Here is a 3319-nt window from a genome sequence, read left to right on the forward strand (position 1 = left end):
GAATTTTGGAGTATGACTCAATTACCGATTTTGATCCCTACTTCCCTACATTGTTACAAAAATTGTAGGGTACTATGCATCACGACCCAATACCTCACCTGTGGTTATTTTTTCTTTTATTTGAGCCATCCCAACACCTGCTCCTACAAAAACAGAAGGAGAGTTAGCATCAGTATTTAAATCAACATAACTATTGACCAACACTGAGGTTATTTGCCCCCTATGTGTTCTTTTTAAAGTTATAGGGGCGTCAATTGTTTTCTCAATTCCTAATACGTTATAAGTTCTAGTACTAGTATTAGTAGAAGAGCCTTCAAGTCTTGGATTAGTAAAACCAAATGTTAGATCAGCTCTAACATTATTTGTTAGATAATAACCTACACCAAGATTAACATCTCCCCCAAACAGAGGGGTCATTTTTATATCGAGGATTTTGTCTCTTGTTTTCTGTAATAAAGCTGCACCAACCTCAGCTTTCACATAAAGCTGCCCTTCACTTGCAAATGATATGCTAGAAATCAAGCTAATAAACGTTACAACTGGAATTGATAATAATCTTTTCATATATTTTTATTATTTAATTTCTTAATTGTAAAAAAAATTATATAATTTTTAATTCTTTATGCAAGCTAAATCTAAATAGATTGACAGCAGCAACCTAATGGTATATAAGTCTTTAACCTTATGTTTTGCATGATAGCCTTAAGCAATTAACGGAAAACTCTTAAGAATAGTTTCAGCTTACTAAAAGATCACTCTTTAAGTTGATATATAGTCAATTGATGAGAAGTTGGGGACGTTGTCATTCGTCGCTCGCCTATTACTTATAGGCATCACTCCTAGCCCCAAATTCTCCTGAATTGACTATATCTGTTGAGTTTTTTTTTTGTCTTAGGGAATCTTTATTATGACTATTATAAAGTCAAATTCATTTAGCAGCAAATTCAGAACTATCTTTTGGCCTATCCATAATCATGAACTCGGGAAATTCATACCGATGTGTGGTTTGATGTTCTGCGTCTTATTTAACCAAAATATATTAAGAATTTTAAAAGATAGTATTTTAATTTCAGAGATTAGTGCTGAAGTAGTCAGTTTCACTAAAGTTTATTGTGTAACACCTGCAGCGGCTCTATTCGTTATAATCTATGCTAAGATGCTTAACCATTATAGTTTTGAGAGGATTTATGGCTATTTAATTACCTTTTTTATTAGTTTCTTTATTGTTTTTGCTTTCATCATTTATCCTAATGTCCATATTTTCCACATTAATCCAAGTTCGCTGGAACAAATTATGGGGAATTATCCTCATTTAAAATGGTATATAGCTTTAATTGGTAATTGGAGTTATGTGGTTTTTTATACATTATCTGAGCTTTGGCCGAATATCTTTTATGTTTTACTGTTTTGGCAGTTTGCTAATGAGCTTACTACAACAGAAGAAGCAAAAAGGTTTTACACTCTTTTTTCATTATTTGGTAATTCTGCTTTAATATTTGTTGGCTTTTTGATGTCAAACTTATCATCTGCTAACACTATAGCTAAGTATTTTTTTACCGTACCGGACAATAAAACTATATTGGTAAAAATATCAACAAGTTTCGTGGTAGTTGCAGCTGTTATATCATATTTACTTGTAAGATTTATTAGCAAAAATGTTTTTACCAATCCAACATTTTATGCAAAGGCTAAATCTGCTAGATCGACTAAAGATGGAATGGGATTAATCGAAAGTTTTAGATATATCATAAGATCAAAATATTTATGGTTAATGCTAATTTGTTCTGCTGCTTTTGGTTTATCAATGAATTTGGTAGAAGCCGTATGGAAAGCAAAAATAAAAGAATTATACCCCACTGTTAATAGTTATGCAGAATTTAATAGCCTTTATATTCTTTGGACTGGGGTTACTATCATGATAATGACTATAATAGGCAACAATATAATGCGTAGTCATAGCTGGTTTGTGGCGGCTGTAATTTCGCCAATTATCATGATGGTTACTGGTACATTATTCTTTATTTTAATCGTGTTTGATCATCAAATATTGTCTCTATTTGACAGTGCTATTCTTATGACCCCACTTGCTCTTGCGGTATCAATTGGTGCTTTACAGAACATTCTAGTGAAAGGTACTAAATATTCAATTTGGGATACCTCTAAAGAGATGCTATATATCCCTCTAGACAAGGAGCTAAAAACCAAAGGTAAAGCAGCTGTTGACGTTATTAGCTCGAAAGTTGGTAAATCTTCGAGCGGATTAATACAGTCAGTTATTTTTACATTAGTACCAACAGCAACTTTTAGTTCTATTTCACCATTTTTAATGGTAGTATTTATCGTTGTTTGTATTACCTGGATTTACTCGGTAAGAAAAATATATTTTGAGTATAAGAAAATTGTCTAACCTATCAGATTCTTATATATAATAGACCTCTTGCATAACCTAAAGATAATTGAGGAATTTTTAGGAAAAGCGAAGTCGAGTACCGCAGCATACTATAGTCAGTTCATGGGAATTTGGTGCTAGAAAACTGTCTCCTAGGATAATTACAAAAGATTTGTTTTCTAAGCCTTAAAAGAGAAAAATCATGCAACAATTTAGTTTTTATCACACTACTGAAGGATTAGTATATAAAACAAGCTGTCTTTTAGTAGAAAAATCTTACCATAGCAATTTGAGAATTGTGGTTTTAGTTCCAGATATTGAAGTACAAGAATCACTAAATAAGATGATATGGACTTATTCTAGAAAACAGTTTATTCCGCATGGTAGTAAACTTGATCCATTACCAGAAAAGCAACCAGTCTATATTACTCATCAGTTAGAGAATCCTAATCAGGCTACCATCCTAATAATTATTGCCCCATTTGATATACAAGAAATTCTTAATAACAAAAATTTTGCACATTTTCAGAGAGTAATTATAATATACGATGCTTTAGATAATTTAAGTTTAATAATTAAAACAATAAATGAACTAACTATTGCAACACCGATAATTGATTGTTATAAACAGAGTCCAATGGGAACGTGGAGTAAGATTTAATATACTAATCAGGTTAGTATTAGTTCGTCATTGCGAGGAGCTGCTTTGCGGCGACGCGTCAATCTATAAAAGAGATTAGAAAGGATTGCCGCGTCGCTACTAAAGTAGCTCCTCGCAATGACGAACTAATAGTAATCAGGTTAGCTATATTATTTTTTTGAAGGAACAAATAAATTTACCAATATACGTCAATTCGGGATAAGGGATAAGAAAAAATAAAGGAGATATAGGAGTTGCAAGGAGTTAATGCCTGTGATAAATGTTTTTTT

General features: G+C 32.0%; 3 protein-coding genes. 2 read left to right on the forward strand and 1 reads right to left on the reverse strand.

The features are described from left to right. Positions 1 to 72 precede the first annotated feature (72 nt). Positions 73 to 564 carry a hypothetical protein gene (locus RiCNE_RS06545; protein ID WP_094649767.1) on the reverse strand — a complete coding sequence of 164 codons (492 nt, stop codon included), beginning with the start codon at positions 562 to 564 and terminating at the stop codon, positions 73 to 75. Positions 565 to 907: 343 nt separating this feature from the next. On the opposite strand from RiCNE_RS06545, the gene RiCNE_RS06550 reads away from it, so the two are divergent. Then, positions 908 to 2407, forward strand: coding sequence for an Npt1/Npt2 family nucleotide transporter (locus RiCNE_RS06550; protein WP_094649768.1), 1500 nt, complete (start codon positions 908 to 910; stop codon positions 2405 to 2407). A 184-nt stretch (positions 2408 to 2591) separates the two neighbouring features. Next, positions 2592 to 3050: a DNA polymerase III subunit chi gene (locus tag RiCNE_RS06555; RefSeq protein WP_094649769.1), complete on the forward strand. Its 459-nt coding sequence runs from the start codon at positions 2592 to 2594 to the stop codon at positions 3048 to 3050. Positions 3051 to 3319 lie beyond the last annotated feature (269 nt).

This window comes from Rickettsia endosymbiont of Culicoides newsteadi (assembly GCF_002259525.1).
Classification (GTDB): Bacteria; Pseudomonadota; Alphaproteobacteria; order Rickettsiales; family Rickettsiaceae; genus Tisiphia.

What these genes read in the sequence shown, in the direction of transcription:
- RiCNE_RS06555 (WP_094649769.1), top strand. Translation starts at nt 2,592, where the DNA reads ATGCAACAATTTAGTTTTTATCACACTACTGAAGGATTAGTATATAAA.
- RiCNE_RS06545 (WP_094649767.1), bottom strand. Translation starts at nt 564, where the DNA reads ATGAAAAGATTATTATCAATTCCAGTTGTAACGTTTATTAGCTTGATT.
- RiCNE_RS06550 (WP_094649768.1), top strand. Translation starts at nt 908, where the DNA reads ATGACTATTATAAAGTCAAATTCATTTAGCAGCAAATTCAGAACTATC.